This is a genomic window from Sphingobacterium sp. DR205 (assembly GCF_011064245.1).
Lineage (GTDB): Bacteria > Bacteroidota > Bacteroidia > Sphingobacteriales > Sphingobacteriaceae > Sphingobacterium > Sphingobacterium athyrii.
In genome coordinates this window covers 3,625,735-3,641,983 of record NZ_CP049333.1, presented here as the reverse complement: position 1 = coordinate 3,641,983, position 16,249 = coordinate 3,625,735, and the positions used below count along the sequence as shown (strand labels likewise).

The following is a 16,249-nucleotide window of genomic DNA, read 5'->3' as shown; positions in this document are numbered from 1 at the left end:
GATGATTGAAATAAATGCACTAAACAAAACATATGGTCAGCGCACGATTCTTAAAGATATTAATCTGAAGATACCCAAGGGCAAATTGATTTCATTGATAGGTCCGAATGGAGCCGGAAAGTCAACCCTGCTCGCTATTATAGCTCGTTTGGAAAAAGCTAATCGAGGGACTGTCACGATTGACGGTAAGGAAATCATGCGGTATACATTAACAGATTTCTCCACTAAATTGGGGTTCCTAAAGCAGCGCAATAATTTTGAACTGAAACTCCGTGTAACAGAGCTGATTGCTTTCGGTCGGTTTCCGCATAGTCATGGCCGACTTCAGGATACCGATTTCGAAATCATTGACCAAACGATTGAACAGATGAATCTTTCATCTATCAGAAATGCTTTTATTGATGAAATAAGTGGGGGAGAACGACAACGTGTTTTCTTGGCGATGGTCATGGTACAGGACACAGATTATATCCTGTTGGATGAACCACTTAATAATTTGGATATGAGGCATGCTGTTGAAATCATGCAAGTAGCCAGGCGCTTGGTAAATGAATATAATAAGACGGTGATTATGGTGGTGCACGATATTAATTTTGCAGCCAATTATGCAGATGTTATTATCGGGATGAAGGGTGGAGAGATCTCTTTTATGGATACAGCTCATATCATGATGCGGGAAGATATATTACAGACTCTATTTGACATTGAATTTAAAGTGATGAGAGACGACACTCATATCATCTGCAATTACTATAACCTATAAGCAACAATAAATATTGAAGACCATGAATAGAAAAAATATAACAACATTATGTACTGCAGTGCTTCTTGCGCTGAGTGGTTGCAATAATCCTTCGGAGGAACAAAAAAATATAACTGCTCTGGTTACGGTGATGCATGAGCTTGGTCAAACAGAAGTTCCTTCAAAGCCTAAGAAGGTGTTTGTCTATGACATGGGGACATTGGAGAACCTTCAGGAATTGGGAATTCCGATCGCTGGTATTCCCAAGGATTTTGTGCCCCCACATCTCCTTAAATATAAGGATGACCTGGAGGTAGCAGATGTGGGTTCTATACTGCAGCCCGATCTCGAAAAGGTAAGTTCTTTGAATCCAGATCTTATTATTATATCTGCTCTACATGCAAATGATTATAAACAGTTATCGTCCATTGCGCCAACTGTTTCTCTGGGAGTCGATAACAATAATTATAAACAGTCTGTTTTCAATAATCTGAATCAGATTGGTGAAATTTTTGATATAAAGGAGAAAACTGATCAGAAGATTAGTACGCTGGAAAAAGAGATTGAAAATGCAACAAAAATAATTACAGCTCAACAGAAGAAAATCATGATTCTGCTTTATAATGCCGGCACTTATAGTGCTTTTGGTTCGAAATCGAGATATGGATTTGTTTTTACAGAACTGAAAAGTGAACCTGCAGATGAGAATAAAGAAACAGATATCCATGGAACTGTGGTTTCAAGTGAGTATATCAGTAAGGTAAATCCAGATGTCTTATATATAATCGATAGAAATGCCATTATGCCAAATTATAAGTTTAATAAAAATGAAATAGAAAATGTACTTGTAAAGCAGACAAATGCGTACAAAAATAGGGATATCTATTATTTGGATCCCAATATTTGGTATTTGTCCGGAGGGGGTATTTTTTCGATGAAACATATGATCGACGATATTTTACAAGGTTATAAGTAGTGTACTAGAAAATCGCACCCTCGCTGGTACAGCTAAGTGCGGATTTTATGCTGTGTCGAATGTGTGGGATAATAGTTGTTATTGAGCCCCCATCAGTCTGGCACTAAAGTATTTTTCAGAAATCTGAAAATTTCTTCCACGTAAATATAAAAATATATAAACATTGGAAAAGATAGTTTTGACGACATCATTCGTCGGTCCTTAGAAATCAGGAAAAAATACCAAGAGCTGGATTTAATAAATCAATCTCCTTCAGCGCTTCCTCATGAGATAGTAACTTGGCTTTTTTTTGGATTAGTTTTGTCCGTCTCCTTTCTGTCGAGCTGAAAGAAGGGGAGAAATGCGATGAAAACGGTGTCATAATAATTTGAACGTAAATTTTATTTAGGGCGATACTATCACAAAATTATAAAAATAATTTTGTGAGGATTTTTTTAATTAATAATTTGAATAATATGAAATTATTTTTATATTAAACCAACCAAAAAAACATATAAAATTATTATGAAAACATCTTTAACAGACGAAGAGTTTTATGCGGGCTTATTGCAATTGCCTAAACCTACATATCCTTTTACTAATTTTATTCATCCGGATTTCGAAAAGCTACGTCAGGAATATTATAATTGGATTGATACAGAATATATCATTCATAGCAAAGAAGCCCGTGAAAAACATAAAAAGCATCATTTATGTGATATTGCTGCACGTGGCTGTCCTTTTCTACACGCTATTGATGAATTGTTGCCTCTTGCGAATTATACGGCAAATGGGGCAATGATGGATGACTATTTTGATAAATGTTCCCATGAAAAAATGCATAGTGTAATGAATAGCGCTTATGCATTATTAACAGGGGATGATCCAAATGAGCCAAAAGAAAATGGAATATTACATTTATTTTGGGTGCTCAGACAAGATGCTCTTAAGGTTGAATTTCCGAAACATTTATACAAAAGGTTTATAAGTTCAGTTAGGGATACTATTAAAGGTTTTGCGGAAGAAAAAATATATTACAGAACCAACTCAATTCCTCCGCTTGCAGTTTACCTGCTCAACAGAGAGGGCACAAGCGGAGTTTTACCATACTGTGATTATGTGGCAATGCAAAAAGATTATCGTCAGCTTCCTGATGAAATCTTTGATCATCTTTATATTAAACGTTATCGAACACTTTGCTGTTTAATAATCGCCATTCATAATGATATTATTTCCTTGCCGAAAGAGCTTCACAGGGAAGGTGATACTTTAAATCTAGTCAAAGTATTAAAACAGGAATACGGAATATCAATTCATGAGGCTTACATGAAAGCTCTTGAACTTCATAATGATTATTTAAACGAATTTTTATTATTACAGAATCATTTGCCTCCATTTGACGGTTGGGACAATATGGTATTAGCATACATTCAGGATCTTGGCGTAATGATATCGGGGATTTATGCCTGGCACACGCATGATACTTCCCGTTACGTTAACGGTGGTTATGTGGAAGGTGAATATACAAATGGTGGCGGATGATCTTCACAATCCTCCAGGAACAGATTACTGCCATGATTTTGGCTTTATTAGCCAATTACAATGAATTGGTTCTAGTATTTTTTATCAAATAACGTTTTTATGAACATACCTCTCAGACGGCAGGAGTGGACGGCAAGATAATTTTGATTCCACCATTGCGCTTCTCGACCGCATTTTCAGGAATAGGAGTTTATTATCCTGATAAAAGGGAAACGCAACGAATAGATATTGTCCCCGATAAGATGATATATCTCACAATCGATGGAACCTGAAAGCATCAAGATGAGGCACTACAGGCAGGTATTGATTTGATATTTAAGAGATAAGTCTTTTATCAGTTTTTTGGATTGATATTATAATGTGTATGGTTCTCCCTAATTTCTTGGTAAGCAATTTTGTGGTTGGTCTAGATATCCCCAAAGTCAGCTTGTTGACCTATCTTTATTGTATATTTGTAGTATACTTAAGTACTAAATGGTTAAGATAACGATTACCTATCCATGGATATCTATACTATAAATAATATTGTGCTATATCGTAAATTAGATTGGACCTTGTCAGATGATTTCTTCTATCTAACACACATACCTACGGCCTTCGAGCCCTTCACGATACATCCGAACTACTATTCATTTGGCATCATCCACCGGGGTTCGATGAAGATCGAGATAGATAGCCAACAGTACAACATCGTTCCGGGGTCGTTTCTGATCTATCGTCCCGAACAAACCCTGAAAATAGTAGAAATAGAAGCAGAAACAGAGGGGGCATTTATACTGTTTACCAGGCGATTCATTCAAAATTTTCAGCCTTCTTTTGATGCATTTTTTACCAAAACCTTTTTACATAAAAATTTCGATTCTCATTTTATGATCGATAAAAACGATCATGATCAGTTGTCTACCATGTTTGGCAAGATCTTCGATGTGCTGTCTTCAATATATACCGACCGTTGGGAGATATCTGCCAGAAGTGTTATCTATGCTTTGATTAATGAAACCGATCTCATTCTAGAAAAGTATAAAAATTTTCTAAATCCCACTTCCAAAAAAGAAAGTTTAGTCATAAATAAGTTTAAACTCCTGGCGAAAGAAAATTTTTCAAATCGACTTCCAATCACATTTTATGTTGACAAGCTCAATTTAAGTGCGAGTCAATTGTATAAAATTTTTAAAAGAAAGGGACATATATCCCCATCTTCGTACCTTAATGAACTGTTGCTTCAGGAAGCAAAATTCCTTCTTTCCGATTCCGAGAATAATATTGGTGAAATAGCCGATAAATTGTCTTTTAGCGACATACATACGTTCAGCACATATTTTAAGAAGCAGACAGGCCTTTCTCCATCAGCATTTCGTTCTAGAGAATTCGATCGTACACAAAAAGACAAAAAATAAGTAAGTTTGAACAAACATTTTACAGCTGCGACTATCTAACTTTAATTATTAAATTGAAAAACAAAGATAGATATGAGCAGACTAAAAGGAAAAATTGCCATCATTACTGGTGCTTCTCAAGGTATGGGAGAGTCACACGCTAGGGAATTTATAAGAGAAGGAGCCAAGGTCGTGTTGACAGATCTTAATGAACAACGTGGTGTAGCGATTGCAGAGGAATTAGGAGAAAATGCAATATTCATTAAACAGGATGTTACCAAAATTGAAGATTGGGAAAAAGTTGTTGCCGAAACGGAAGCTAAATTTGGACATGTGAATGTTCTTGTAAACAATGCGGGTATCCTAGGGCCTATCAAAACAGTTACCGAAATATCCGTAGAAGACTATTTAAAAGTAATAGAAATTAATCAAAACAGCGTTTTCTACGGAATGAAATATACGATTCCTTCAATGTTGAAAGCGGGCATTGGTTCAATTGTAAATATTTCGTCTGTTGCCGGAATAGTGGCGATTCCCGGGTACCCAAGTCTCGCGTATATGGGCAGTAAGTTCGCTGTACGGGGACTGACCAAAGCTGCTGCTGTAGAGTATGGGAAGAGCAATATCAGGGCAAACTCTGTACACCCCGGCTATATCAAGACTCCGATGATGGTCGAGGCGACTGATGAAGATGGAGGCGGTGCTGGAAATGTTACACCTTTGGGTAGAATGGCGGATGCCAAAGAGGTTAGTGATCTTGTCATATTTCTGGCTTCCGATGAGTCTTCTTTTCTTACAGGTACAGAGCAGATTATAGACGGTGGTATGAGTATTCAATAAAAAGCTTGTTAAGTATTTACAAAGCCGGATAAGGTAATAAAGCTTTGGTTGAACAGAAAAAAGGGTGGGTGGCATATCGTATCTGCCCTTTTTACCGTTAAGCCCAACATATAGTATAAAAGTACTAGATGTCTGAGTCGTTGTAAGGATAAGTTTTCACAGTCTTACACCAAACCATGTACTCGAGGGCGGGGTGTTGACAAGACCCCATAGAGAATGCAATCCTTCCACAAATAACAAAAAAGGGAGAAGAATTGCTAAAAGTTGTAGACGATCTTTATAAATGGGAACTCAGGTATCAATTGACCTTCAAAAAGCTCTCGATTTGAGCCAAACTTTCGGGGTCTAGTAGACCAAAAATATATCGTTCGTAAATTTCAAGACTCTCCATGACTGCCCCATTTCCCTAGGATTACCTGAATTTTGCTTTACAAAATTGAAATCATCTATTACGGATGGCATATGGTCAAGCCATCACATCATAGTTGGTTGGAATAACCGGGAAAATGACGCAAAAAAATATTTCTGACTACAACATAACCACTTTTGGCTACACTTATCAGCCCTTCAGGCCTGAACTTTGTTTCATAAATAATTATTCGACATGAAAGTATTTGTAACAGGCGCTACAGGATTCGTAGGAACAGCTGTAGTTCAGGAATTATTAGAAGCCGGTCACGAGGTTCTGGGACTGGCAAGATCAGAAGAATCTGTAAAGAAATTAATTGACGCGGGAGCAGAGCCCCACCATGGTGACTTGACAGATTTTGAAAGTTTAAAGTCCGGAGCCAGACTTTCCGACGCTGTTATTCATTTGGGCTTTGTGCACGATTTTGGCCGTTTTCAGGAAATGTGTATTTTAGACGGTGAAGTGATCGGAGCTATTGGAGATGCTCTGATTGGAACTGAAAAGCCCTTTCTTATCACTTCGGGTACTGCGTTGTTTTCAAAAAATGGAATTACCACGGAGAAAGACCGACTCGTAAATCACCCACATCCAAGGATTGCTACCGAAAATGCGGCGGACGATCAGGTTACAAAAGGTGTAAATGTTGCCGTCATCAGATTATCTCCTTCTGTGCATGGTGAGGACGATAAAATAGGTTTTGTTCCACTGTTCATTAGAATAGCAAAGGAAAGAGGTGTTTCAGCCATCATTGACGACGGGAATAATCACTGGCCAGCTGTGCATCGCTTGGACGCTGCGAGGCTTTACCGCTTGGCTCTGGAAAAACCTTTTGAAAATGGAACCAGATATCACGCAGTAGCCGAAGAGGGGATTCAGCTTAAAAAGGTGGCTGCTGAAATTGCCGAACGTCTGCGTATACCTTTGGTTTCTTTGAATCCCGAAGAAGCTGAACAGCATTTCTCCTGGTTTACACATTTTGCAAAGCTGGACAATCAAAGCTCTAGCGCTCGGACCAGGAAAGCGCTGGATTGGAACCCGGTTCATCCAACTTTACTGGAAGATTTAAAAGGTCCGTATTACTTTTTTGAGTATCAATAATTTGTATTTTTGTACTTGTGTATTTTAAATATAAAATCTGTAAAATAATGTCCAATACTACACTGATAAGACTAAAGTCCATTTCCGAATTTCATAAACTTCGGGGTCTGTCGGCACCAAAGCATCCACTGATCAGCGTGGTCAATTATGAAGATATGACCGAGCAAGCCAAGGTCGGAAAACAGAGCTTGCTATTCGATTTTTATATGATTTCGGTCAAACGGGATATGGACCATAAGTACAGGTACGGACAAAAAGATTATGATTTTGACGAGGGTGTGATGTTCTGCATGGCACCGCATCAGGTGTTAAGTATAATACGCGAAGAACACGGAAAGAATCCTTCCGGATGGATGCTGATGATCCATCCGGACTTTCTCTGGAATACGCCACTTTCCATTTCGATCAAAAGATATGATTTTTTTGATTATTCGGTTAATGAAGCACTGTTCCTATCAGAAGACGAGGAGCTAAAAATGGAACAGATCATCGAAAACATCAAGCAGGAATATCAGAGCAATATAGATCAATTCAGCCAAGACATCATCATCTCGCAATTGGAGACCATGTTTAATTATTCCCAGCGTTTTTATCAGCGACAGTTTATCACACGGAAGAAAGCCAGTCATCAGTTTTTGGAAAAGCTAGACATCTTTCTTAACAAATATTTTGAAGGAGAATATATCATTCAGAATGGATTGCCTACGGTACAGCTGCTATCTGAGAAACTAAATATGTCAACACAATATATGCGGGGCCTTCTCAAATCGCTGACAGGACAAACTACGCAACAGATAATCCACGAGAAAGTGATCGAAAAAGCAAAAGAGAGACTTTCCACAACTGAGCTTACCATAAGTGAGATAGCTTATGAGCTGGGCTTTGAACATTCACAATCATTCAATAAACTGTTCAAAGCCAAGACCAATATTTCACCTATGGAATTTCGCAAATCTTTTAATTGATAGTAACAAGGCTTAAAGAGTCGTGGCTTAAGCTGCGCTCAAAGGGCATATTAACACAGGACGGTCTATTTATTGGACTCTCTGCATGGACGGGATGATACATATCTAACCAAAAAGGTGACTAATTTTTTACAACCATTTGGTGACTTTCTTTTCAGAAGCACCAAATGGAATGCCATGAGAAATTAAACTATTTCTCATGGCATTCCATTTCTATTTTTGATCGGCTTGCTACCACCTACAGTCGGCGCTTTTCCAAATTTCTTCTTAAAGGCATTAGAAAAATGGGACAGGCTCTCGAACCCAAGATCGAGATAGATAGCTGATGGCTTTTTGTTCTTTCTTTCAATTAAATGCCATGCCTCATTCAACCTTTTATCTTGCAGCCACTTACGTGGCGGCATGCCGAAGGTCTTCTGAAAGTCCCTTTTATACCCTGAAAGGCTCCTCCCAGTGAGTTGTGCAAACTTTTCAACAGGGACATTAAAATAAAAATTGCTCAGCATAAATTTTTCCAGATCTATTTTATAAGGCTCCGAGAAATCGAACAAAAAGTCACAAAGCGCTGGAACAGCTAACAGCATCAATTTAATTCCTTCTTTCACCTTTAAAAGTCCCATTTCGTCAGTCATTTCATCACCAGAGCTTCGGGCATAGGGAATGATCGACTGAAAATAGCCGGTGAGAAATGCATTATTGGGGAGGCATATGTTCGGAGGTCCGGTGTATTTACCCTGAGCTTCCATTTTTTCCTCCAACGCGATCCGGCGCATCAAATCTTCCTGCAGCGATATGACGATAGTTTCATAATGACCACTTGGTCCAGGTGTTTTAGTTAACGTTCCCAGCTGATTTTTCTGGATTAGCAATACTTCTCCGGCAGATATGTTTACATTCTGCTCTGAGGTTTCGAGAACCATCTGACCTGAGACCTGCAATACCAGGGTGTGATGATTCCAGACGCATGCTTTCTCTTTCCGTTCTGAAGAAAGGTAGGAGTAGAATATCACGCCGGGAAGAATTTCTGCTGGACTTTCCATTTATCTTTGTAGGTAAGTACCGCCTTTGATGGCACCCATTGCAAATGTACTATTTAAAATGTTCATCTCCTGTGGTGTAAACACAATTTCCATTGCGGCGATATTTTCAGACAACCTTGATCTACGGCTCATACTCACCAATGGCATAATATTGTCGCCCTGTTCTTTCACCCACGCAATCGCAAGCTGTGTAGGGGTGACATTTTTAAGGTGAGCGATTTCTTTTAATACTCCAACTTTTTCAAGATTATGGACCAGGTTATCACCCTGAAAACGGGAAAAGTGATTTCGATGGTCATAGATAGGAATTGGAGCTTGCAGATTGCCGGTTAATAGGCCTTCAGCCGTATTGGCAAACGCTACGACACTAATCCCTAATTCTTTAGCCGCCGGCAACAGATCACTTTCGATCTGACGGTCAGCCAAAGAATAACCGATTTCCAGTGCACTGATGGGATAAATGCTGTTGGCTTTACGAAGCTGATCAGCGGTGATTTCTGATACGCCAATATGACGTACTTTACCTTCCTCTACCAGGCCGGCAATCGTTCCGATGATATCTTCTATTGGCACGCTGCCATCCATTCTGCTAGGCTGGTATAGGTCGATGGTGTCAATGCCCAGACGAGTTAAAGAATAGTTGACAAAGTTCTTGATCGCTAAAGGATGGAGATCCAAGCCGATCCAATGGCCGTTATGGAAAATAGCACCGAATTTGACACTGATAAAAGCATCATTCCGTCTTCCTTTAATGGCTTTCCCAATAAGCATTTCGTTGTGGCCTGCACCATAAAAATCTCCGGTATTCAGGAAGTTAATCCCGCTGTCTAAAGCCTGTTGGATGGTTGCAATGCTTTCGGTTTCATCAGGCGTAGGCCCGCCCCATATTGATGACATCCGCATACATCCCAGACCAAGTTTTGAAACCGTAGGTCCATTTTTACCCAATTGAATTTTAGTGATTTCTGACATTTGATTGATTATAATGTTATAAGACAAAGGTCTCTATTTAATAATCAAGTCGCTTTCTTCTACGGTTCAATTTACTTGCCTGTATGGTTCATTGGCAACTTCGCAGCTGTTTTCTTTGAGATGTGTTAGCAGCCCTAGCTCTTCTTCGATTTCCGGTTTTGTCCTCCAATTGTGCTTATAAACCTTAAATACATAAAGTTTAGCCTGATCCTCTACTGCATATAAGTGATTCATTGCAAGCCGGATTATGGCACATTCCGACATGTCGCTCAGTCCATATTGTGCTTGAATAAATTTGCAAAGTTCATTTGGGGAAAGTGTACTGTTTATTGTCGGAAATTGATCGGTCATGTTTTCTTTATCTGTCTGTGCGCAAAATAAAGCCTTGATATGCAACTGAATGCCAAATATAGGTAATTTCCAAATAGCCCTAAAAATTGTCCATTGCCTTTTCCCGAAATTACAATACTCAGTTCGTAATCGAAGAGATGCGAAAACAGTAATACGAAAAACAAAAAGTACTTTTCATCGATTAAATATGAATATTATACCATTGTAGATAAGCTTAAAAGGCAAGAGCTATGTGGAACGGATACAAACGCATCCTACTTAGTCTTTTTAACATAACTATAGGTGAATGCGATTTCCGGAATGGATAGATCCCAATTGGAAATTTCAGCTGTGATTAGATCAGGATATTTTTTCGCAATATCCCTTAAAGAATTTCCTGTAGATTTTCGAAGGTATTCACTTGAATTGCTTTTATTCACACTGATCAGGTCAATGGCTTTTTTGGGATTATCTTTAAAATAGGGTCTACCCGTCCAGATCCGCAATCCTTCAGTTACAGCACGACATACATTGGGGTCTGCATCATTTATCCATTCTTCAATCTCACCCAAAGAATTATCATAACCGTTATCTTTACAGTATTGATCAAAAGCTTTTGCGATTATTTCCTGAACCTGCCAGCTCTTATCCGAATGTGCCTGATTTTTCAAAATTTCAAGGCAGGTTGAATCTTTTACAGCAAGATAGCCCAATATAAAAACTGATAGGCACCTGACTTGGTAAAATTCACTATGCAATAGCCCGAGCGCAATTTTTTTGCATTCCTGGGCAGTATGACTGTCAATAATTTTAATAGCTTCCTGATCGAATGGCTTAAAACCATGTTGGACCTTTTTAATTCTTTCGATTATTTCCTCCATTTATCAAGAGTTGTTATTATAGATTTCCAAGGCCTGGATTAGCGATGTATTAGCTCCTTTAAGACCATATACTAACTTTATCGATGAAACCCCAAGCAGCCTTTTTTTCCTAAACCTCATCTTCCAGTTTAGCGTTATAGCGACACATTAGATTTTCATGACTTACATTGATATACATTTTCCCATTTACAAGGAAAGATAATCCACGAAACATGCTCTTTTCTTCAACTTCAATATTTTCTTCTATGGCAAGTCTTTCACGGCCCCGGTTGACAAATTCATTGTTATGAGCCATCTCTTCAGTTTGTCTGTTATTTAAAGTTACTTAAAAACTTTGGTTGTCTCGAGATTCTTCATTATAAGGATTTGAAGAATTATAAAAAGACAAGTTTGTTGATACTTACCAGAGAGAAAGTTGAAATTGAGAAGGGAAACTTGAAAAGCAGTTTACCGCAAAAGTAGACCGTTTTATTACATTATTTTGCTTCTACGCCTGTTATTTCTATAAGACTGATGATCCGGTAGGGGACACTTGAAACTTTATAGATCTACCACAGGAAAGGGATAATGCTTTTAAACCCGACTTATCCTTAATTTTTATATTAAATAAACAAGTTCTGATGCTATGCTATCAGAAAATTAGCCTTTTTTTAATGATAATGTTAAATTTGCGAGCTGGAATTAAGTAAGCTATAGTGGCAATAATAAAATAAAAAGGACAAAAAAGATGGTGCATGACTGACATATTAATAAATTACCTTTCCTCAACGAGAGCACTCTCAGAAGCGGAAATCAACTTTTCAATACAGTTCTTTAAACCAGCTCATTTAAAAAAGGGAGCGTTTTTTATTCGTGAAGATGAAATCTGCAATCATATTGGATTTATCGCTAGTGGTGCTGTCAAAGCCTACGCTATTGACCAGCAAGGAAAAGAAAATATAACTTGCTTCAAATTTGAAAAAGAATTTACCGGCTCTTTTCCAGAGTTTGTCACGCAGGAAAAATCCAGAAGAAGTATCCGTACTGTTGAAGATAGCTTAATCTATAAAATCAGTTATCCTGATTATCAATATCTACTTGCCCAGGTGACCGCCCTAAATGGAATTTTAAAATCAGTGATTGAACAGGAGTATAAACAAAAGGAACGTTATCTACTAAACTACAATAATAGGTCAGCTTTGGACAAATACCGTCAGGTTCTTTCTTGCGACCCTACGCTCGTCCAACGTATACCGGTGCAAGACCTGGCATCATACCTTGGTATCACGCAACGGTCGCTCACAAGAGCGAAAGGACAAATCTCAAAAATCAATGTATTATAGGACAAATGTCCTTTTGCTTTAAGGATCGGTGAGCTAGATTTGTATGCAAAAACTATGTTACATCAAATAGCTACTGAAGTATTCCATATTCCGCTCATGCCAAGAAACAGTATCAACTGTTATATTATCGAAGGTGTATTGGTAGACTCAGGAATAAGGAGTTCATATTCGACTATAAAGAAAGTGCTTCAGGAAATAAACGTTTATCAACATGTACTCACACATGCACATGCAGACCACCAAGGGTGCAGCGATCAGATATGTGCTGAATTTGAGATACCTTTACTCTGCCATCCCAACGAAGTTTTCAGAACTGAGACGGGGATGGTAACCATGGACTATCCAACGCAGCACCATTGGATAGCAAAACTTCAACAAAGATACTGGGCAGGCCAGGGACATAAAGTTGGACGGACAATCGTTGAAAACGATAAAATTGGAGACTTTCGGGTAATAGAAACTCCCGGACATTCCGCAGGTCATATCTCTTTATTCCGTGAGCGCGATGGTGTACTGATAATGGGAGATACGGCGGTAAATATGAACCTCATCACAACAGCAGTCGGCTTACGGCTTCCACCAAATATGTTCACAACGGATCAGCAGCTTAATATCAAATCGCTCCAGAAGTTAGCACAGCTGACCCCCGCTATGATTTGCTTCGGGCATGGACCGGTTCTGCGAAATAAGGATCGGAAGTTTGAGCAATTTGTGGCTCAATGTAGTTATCATCACTAAAGCGCCTTACTTTTCTTTAGATAAGATCCGTTCGACAGCGGGCTAGTGCTCGTTACTGAGGCTTTATGTCAGCAGGAATTTTTGATTATCAAAAATTCCTGCTGACATAAAGATTTTAGAAATGGCAACTTAATCCGACGCCGACTTTACATGAAAAACCATTAAGGTTCAGTTAGCTGGTGATGCCTTTATGGAGTTCGCACTTGTTGATGTAATCCATTCTGTTCAATAAGTAGAATCGTTTTTCGACATATTAATATCGTTGAAATTCTAATTTGGTACTCCTTTTAAAAAATCTTCTTCTACCAGCGCGTTATTTAAAAATACACCTGTATTATTGCCCGTTGAGACAGCATATGATACAGCACGTAGCGGATTAGTATTGTCTCCACAAGCGAATATATTATCCACTGTTGTTTTCTGAAATGCATCTACTTTGATAAGTCCCTGTTCTGTCAATTCACAGCCCAATAATTCGGGAATTTTACAATGTTGTTCAAATGGAGGTCTAGCATAGATGACATCTAATTTAAAAATTGAATTGTCTGAAAAAGTTATTTCTTCAACTACGCCGTCTGTATGTTTCAACGAGGCTATCTTCTTCTCAACTATTGAAATATTGTGTCTTTTGATTTCATCGGTCTGCTCTTGTGTCAGCTCCGATTTTCCATTCGTAAATATCGTTAAATCCTTTGTCCAGTTATTAATAAGTCGGGACAAGTGAAATGCACCATATCCATTTGCCAAAATCCCTGTTTTTTGATTTTTTACTTCATATCCATGACAATAAGGACAATGAAGTACTGTGATTCCCCAGCATTCAGAAAACCCCTTAATGTTTAGCATTTTATCTTTTAAACCTGTTGCAAAAACAAGTTTTCTAGCTGAAAATATTTTACCTGATTGCGTGGATAGCTCAAAGCCCTTATCAGTTTTCGTTGCACTAACAGCAAGGTCAGTCAAGAATTTTACAGTGTCGTATTTTAACACTTGATCTTTTGCCTTTTCCCCAATAACGCTTGGTTTTTCTCCGTCTTGCGTCAGAAAGTTATGTGAATGAGGTGTTTGTCGGTTACAGGGCAAACCGCTATCAATAATTAAAACATTTCTTAATGCTCGTCCCAGAGCCATCGCTGCCGAAAGTCCTGCATAGCTACCGCCAATTATGATTACGTCAAAATTTTTGTTATCTGTCATTTCATTAAAATTTAAAATGATGTTTATCCTTTATTTTCAACGGTCTACTTAGGCCGTGGGTTTCAGGCGTCCCATCGCTTATCTGATCTTCGCAAAGATTAGCTATGATCTCCCTATTATTTTCTGGTCTGTCCGTCTCCATACTTGTAATATTTATTGGTTGCTAAATGTTCAAAACCAATTCATCAATTGTTTATTTGTATTAAACAGTGTTCAAATGTAATAAAAATCTATTTGTTTTAACAAAATAGATAGATTAAATTTTTAAATAGCTCAGGCTGTAATACACAATTTTAAACTAAATAAACAACTGAATTACTTCAGTATATGGCATTTTACAGCAGATATCATACTGAAGTGTAAAAAAAAAAATTGGATAATTGAACAGTGTTTAATAGATTTGCATCATAAAATTAATTTCAACATTTAAGAAATGAAAAAAGCATTAATAACTGGAGCAAGCGGAGGCATAGGTTTGGAAATTGCCAGACGTCTTTCCCAACAGCATTACCAATTGACCTTAGCGGCAAGAAATGAACAGAAATTGAAATCTGTTCAGGAGCAACTTGGGAGGGAAGCACATCAGATTCTTGTAGCAGACCTTACCATAAAAGAGGATATTGAGAAAGTCAGTAAGCACCTTACTGAAAATAGTTATGATCTTCTTGTTAATAACGCAGGAAATGGTTCTTATGGAAGGTTTACAGAGATACCTATTGGAGAACAGTTAAATACCATGACATTGAATATGGAGGCATTGGTATCCTTGTCTCATGCATTTTTAAGCAAAGCAGTATCAGGAAATGCGCTGATCAATATTGGGTCACTACTAGCTCATTCATCTTTTCCTGGTGGAGCCGTGTATGCAGGAACAAAAAGCTTTGTTGCCAACTTTTCGGAGTCACTCTGGTATGAATATAAAAATAAAGGTATCTTTGTATCAGGCTTTAATCCCGGTGCTGCAGATTCTGATTTCCATTCGAACTCGGGCAGTGACACAAGTGCATTTCCAAGTTTTGTCGTATCTAGTGTTTCTGAAGTTGCCGACGAATTTATGAAGGCATTGGCAGCAAGAAAAAAGCCAAGAGTAATACAAGGATTTAAAAACCGAATGATGCTATTTGGGTTTAGGTTTCTCAGCAGGAAATCAACAATTAATATAATGGGTAAAATTAGTCCGGGGCTTAAGGCTTAAATTTTAAAGCCAAAAAAAAATTAAATGAGTATAGCAGAAAGAAAACAGGAAGAAAAACAGGAAATGCACCAGCGTATCTTAAATGCGGCACGCAAAATATTTCTTGAAAAAGGATATGAAAAGACCAGTATGCGCAATATTGCCAATGAGATCAATTATAGTCCTGGCAGTCTCTATTTTCATTTTAAGGATAAAACCGAAATTTTTCAGGAGCTTCAAAAAGAAGGATTCACGTTGCTTCTAAACCAATTGAAAGTGCTGAACAGCGTAGCAGATCCATTTGAACGACTTAAGGCATCGGGACGTGTGTTTATTCAATTTGCGCAGGAAAATAAGGATTACTACAACCTCATGTTCATGGTTGAGGAGACCGTAAAAAATCCTACCGAAACCAGGTTCACAATTGCGCAGGAAGCCATAAATCATATGTGTTCTATGATCCGCGATTGCCAACAACAAGGTAAATTCATAGAGATGGATACAGACTATTTTACATTTATGGTGCTTTCCGCAATGCATGGAATTTGTGCCTTGTTTTGCAAGGACCGTACAACAAGTTTTATAAACAAAACAAATGAAGAGCTGATGGAAAACGGCTACGCATGTTTTGTTGCTTTGCTCGAAAAGAGCTAGGCACTTTTTTTTAT

General features: G+C 38.1%; 17 protein-coding genes. 11 read left to right on the top strand and 6 right to left on the bottom strand.

From position 1 onward, the window contains the following. Position 1: 1 nt before the first annotated feature. From G6053_RS15660 to G6053_RS15630, 7 genes are all read left to right on the top strand, one after another. Positions 2–763 carry an ATP-binding cassette domain-containing protein gene (locus tag G6053_RS15660; RefSeq protein ID WP_165307074.1) on the top strand — a complete coding sequence of 254 codons (762 nt, stop codon included), beginning with the start codon at positions 2–4 and terminating at the stop codon, positions 761–763. Between the two features lie 22 nt (positions 764–785). Next, complete coding sequence (locus G6053_RS15655) at positions 786–1,718, top strand: siderophore ABC transporter substrate-binding protein (protein ID WP_165307073.1); 933 nt, start codon at positions 786–788, stop codon at positions 1,716–1,718. A 504-nt stretch (positions 1,719–2,222) separates the two neighbouring features. Beyond that, positions 2,223–3,239: a terpene synthase gene (locus tag G6053_RS15650; protein WP_165307072.1), complete on the top strand. Its 1,017-nt coding sequence runs from the start codon at positions 2,223–2,225 to the stop codon at positions 3,237–3,239. A gap of 500 nt (positions 3,240–3,739) precedes the next feature. Further along, the gene (locus G6053_RS15645; RefSeq protein WP_165307071.1) at positions 3,740–4,636 is read left to right on the top strand and encodes a response regulator transcription factor; all 897 of its coding nucleotides are present in this window, start codon (positions 3,740–3,742) and stop codon (positions 4,634–4,636) included. 72 nt (positions 4,637–4,708) lie between these two features. Next, complete coding sequence (locus G6053_RS15640; protein ID WP_165307070.1) at positions 4,709–5,455, top strand: glucose 1-dehydrogenase; 747 nt, start codon at positions 4,709–4,711, stop codon at positions 5,453–5,455. A gap of 604 nt (positions 5,456–6,059) precedes the next feature. Next, positions 6,060–6,962, top strand: coding sequence for an SDR family oxidoreductase (locus G6053_RS15635; protein WP_165307069.1), 903 nt, complete (start codon positions 6,060–6,062; stop codon positions 6,960–6,962). Positions 6,963–7,009: 47 nt separating this feature from the next. Continuing rightward, positions 7,010–7,927 (top strand): helix-turn-helix transcriptional regulator, encoded by a 918-nt coding sequence (locus tag G6053_RS15630; RefSeq protein WP_165307068.1) that lies wholly within the window; start codon positions 7,010–7,012, stop codon positions 7,925–7,927. 197 nt (positions 7,928–8,124) lie between these two features. Here the strand turns inward: G6053_RS15630 and G6053_RS15625 are convergent, their stop codons facing one another. From G6053_RS15625 to G6053_RS15605, 5 genes are all read right to left on the bottom strand, one after another. Continuing rightward, the gene (locus tag G6053_RS15625; protein ID WP_108633930.1) at positions 8,125–8,967 is read right to left on the bottom strand and encodes an AraC family transcriptional regulator; all 843 of its coding nucleotides are present in this window, start codon (positions 8,965–8,967) and stop codon (positions 8,125–8,127) included. Beyond that, positions 8,968–9,939, bottom strand: coding sequence for an aldo/keto reductase (locus tag G6053_RS15620; protein ID WP_165307067.1), 972 nt, complete (start codon positions 9,937–9,939; stop codon positions 8,968–8,970). A gap of 66 nt (positions 9,940–10,005) precedes the next feature. Then, complete coding sequence (locus G6053_RS15615) at positions 10,006–10,290, bottom strand: hypothetical protein (protein WP_165307066.1); 285 nt, start codon at positions 10,288–10,290, stop codon at positions 10,006–10,008. Between the two features lie 254 nt (positions 10,291–10,544). After that, the gene (locus G6053_RS15610; protein ID WP_165307065.1) at positions 10,545–11,150 is read right to left on the bottom strand and encodes a DNA alkylation repair protein; all 606 of its coding nucleotides are present in this window, start codon (positions 11,148–11,150) and stop codon (positions 10,545–10,547) included. A gap of 109 nt (positions 11,151–11,259) precedes the next feature. Beyond that, positions 11,260–11,445, bottom strand: a complete 186-nt coding sequence (locus tag G6053_RS15605; RefSeq protein WP_108633934.1) for a TfoX/Sxy family protein — start codon at positions 11,443–11,445, stop codon at positions 11,260–11,262. A 439-nt stretch (positions 11,446–11,884) separates the two neighbouring features. Between G6053_RS15605 and G6053_RS15600 the strand changes: the two genes are divergently transcribed. Both G6053_RS15600 and G6053_RS15595 read left to right on the top strand, forming a co-directional pair. Then, the gene (locus G6053_RS15600) at positions 11,885–12,472 is read left to right on the top strand and encodes a Crp/Fnr family transcriptional regulator (RefSeq protein WP_165307064.1); all 588 of its coding nucleotides are present in this window, start codon (positions 11,885–11,887) and stop codon (positions 12,470–12,472) included. Positions 12,473–12,526: 54 nt separating this feature from the next. Beyond that, positions 12,527–13,210 carry an MBL fold metallo-hydrolase gene (locus tag G6053_RS15595; protein ID WP_165307063.1) on the top strand — a complete coding sequence of 228 codons (684 nt, stop codon included), beginning with the start codon at positions 12,527–12,529 and terminating at the stop codon, positions 13,208–13,210. A gap of 270 nt (positions 13,211–13,480) precedes the next feature. Here the strand turns inward: G6053_RS15595 and G6053_RS15590 are convergent, their stop codons facing one another. Next, positions 13,481–14,407: an NAD(P)/FAD-dependent oxidoreductase gene (locus tag G6053_RS15590; RefSeq protein WP_165307062.1), complete on the bottom strand. Its 927-nt coding sequence runs from the start codon at positions 14,405–14,407 to the stop codon at positions 13,481–13,483. A gap of 433 nt (positions 14,408–14,840) precedes the next feature. Between G6053_RS15590 and G6053_RS15585 the strand changes: the two genes are divergently transcribed. Next, positions 14,841–15,602: an SDR family NAD(P)-dependent oxidoreductase gene (locus tag G6053_RS15585; RefSeq protein WP_165307061.1), complete on the top strand. Its 762-nt coding sequence runs from the start codon at positions 14,841–14,843 to the stop codon at positions 15,600–15,602. A gap of 24 nt (positions 15,603–15,626) precedes the next feature. After that, complete coding sequence (locus G6053_RS15580; RefSeq protein WP_165307060.1) at positions 15,627–16,235, top strand: TetR/AcrR family transcriptional regulator; 609 nt, start codon at positions 15,627–15,629, stop codon at positions 16,233–16,235. Positions 16,236–16,249: the final 14 nt, after the last annotated feature.

What these genes read in the sequence shown, in the direction of transcription:
- G6053_RS15610 (WP_165307065.1), bottom strand. Translation starts at nt 11,150, where the DNA reads ATGGAGGAAATAATCGAAAGAATTAAAAAGGTCCAACATGGTTTTAAG.
- G6053_RS15585 (WP_165307061.1), top strand. Translation starts at nt 14,841, where the DNA reads ATGAAAAAAGCATTAATAACTGGAGCAAGCGGAGGCATAGGTTTGGAA.
- G6053_RS15635 (WP_165307069.1), top strand. Translation starts at nt 6,060, where the DNA reads ATGAAAGTATTTGTAACAGGCGCTACAGGATTCGTAGGAACAGCTGTA.
- G6053_RS15655 (WP_165307073.1), top strand. Translation starts at nt 786, where the DNA reads ATGAATAGAAAAAATATAACAACATTATGTACTGCAGTGCTTCTTGCG.
- G6053_RS15625 (WP_108633930.1), bottom strand. Translation starts at nt 8,967, where the DNA reads ATGGAAAGTCCAGCAGAAATTCTTCCCGGCGTGATATTCTACTCCTAC.
- G6053_RS15595 (WP_165307063.1), top strand. Translation starts at nt 12,527, where the DNA reads ATGTTACATCAAATAGCTACTGAAGTATTCCATATTCCGCTCATGCCA.
- G6053_RS15600 (WP_165307064.1), top strand. Translation starts at nt 11,885, where the DNA reads ATGACTGACATATTAATAAATTACCTTTCCTCAACGAGAGCACTCTCA.
- G6053_RS15645 (WP_165307071.1), top strand. Translation starts at nt 3,740, where the DNA reads ATGGATATCTATACTATAAATAATATTGTGCTATATCGTAAATTAGAT.
- G6053_RS15620 (WP_165307067.1), bottom strand. Translation starts at nt 9,939, where the DNA reads ATGTCAGAAATCACTAAAATTCAATTGGGTAAAAATGGACCTACGGTT.
- G6053_RS15580 (WP_165307060.1), top strand. Translation starts at nt 15,627, where the DNA reads ATGAGTATAGCAGAAAGAAAACAGGAAGAAAAACAGGAAATGCACCAG.
- G6053_RS15630 (WP_165307068.1), top strand. Translation starts at nt 7,010, where the DNA reads ATGTCCAATACTACACTGATAAGACTAAAGTCCATTTCCGAATTTCAT.
- G6053_RS15590 (WP_165307062.1), bottom strand. Translation starts at nt 14,407, where the DNA reads ATGACAGATAACAAAAATTTTGACGTAATCATAATTGGCGGTAGCTAT.
- G6053_RS15660 (WP_165307074.1), top strand. Translation starts at nt 2, where the DNA reads ATGATTGAAATAAATGCACTAAACAAAACATATGGTCAGCGCACGATT.
- G6053_RS15605 (WP_108633934.1), bottom strand. Translation starts at nt 11,445, where the DNA reads ATGGCTCATAACAATGAATTTGTCAACCGGGGCCGTGAAAGACTTGCC.
- G6053_RS15615 (WP_165307066.1), bottom strand. Translation starts at nt 10,290, where the DNA reads ATGACCGATCAATTTCCGACAATAAACAGTACACTTTCCCCAAATGAA.
- G6053_RS15640 (WP_165307070.1), top strand. Translation starts at nt 4,709, where the DNA reads ATGAGCAGACTAAAAGGAAAAATTGCCATCATTACTGGTGCTTCTCAA.
- G6053_RS15650 (WP_165307072.1), top strand. Translation starts at nt 2,223, where the DNA reads ATGAAAACATCTTTAACAGACGAAGAGTTTTATGCGGGCTTATTGCAA.